Source organism: Pararhizobium mangrovi, from assembly GCF_006516965.1.
Classification (GTDB): domain Bacteria; phylum Pseudomonadota; class Alphaproteobacteria; order Rhizobiales; family Rhizobiaceae; genus Pararhizobium_B; species Pararhizobium_B mangrovi.
Genome location: NZ_VHLH01000069.1, coordinates 1 through 402, shown reverse-complemented (window position 1 = coordinate 402; position 402 = coordinate 1). Strand labels below are relative to the sequence as shown.

General features: G+C 70.6%; 1 protein-coding gene. It reads left to right on the top strand.

Going from position 1 to position 402, the window contains the following annotated elements; all coding sequences use genetic code 11:
* Positions 1–22: 22 nt before the first annotated feature.
* Positions 23–402: helix-turn-helix domain-containing protein (locus FJU11_RS18205; protein WP_141168491.1), on the top strand; the 380-nt coding region annotated here is incomplete at its 3' end.

The following is a 402-nucleotide window of genomic DNA, read 5'->3' as shown; positions in this document are numbered from 1 at the left end:
TCGAGAGCGTCTTGTCCGGCTTGTGCTCTGCGGTCGGCCATTGAAGGCCGCGGCCGAAGCGGCGGGCGTGTGCGAGCGCACCGCCCGCAAATGGGTCGCCCGCTTCCAGGCCGAAGGCGTGGCAGGCCTTCAGGATCGCTCGTCCCGGCCGCGTCGCCTTTACCGTCCCACCCCGCCGCAGACCGTGGCACGGGTCGAGGCGTTGCGCCGGCAGCGCTGGACGGGCAAACGGATCGCGATGGAACTGGCACTGTCGCCGGCCACCGTCAGCCGCATCCTGCGCCGCCTCGGGCTCAACCGGATGCGCGATCTCGAACCCGCCGAACCGGTGCGCCGCTACGAGCGCCAGGCACCCGGCGAGATGATCCATCTCGACATCAAGAAGCTCGGCCGCTTCGAGCG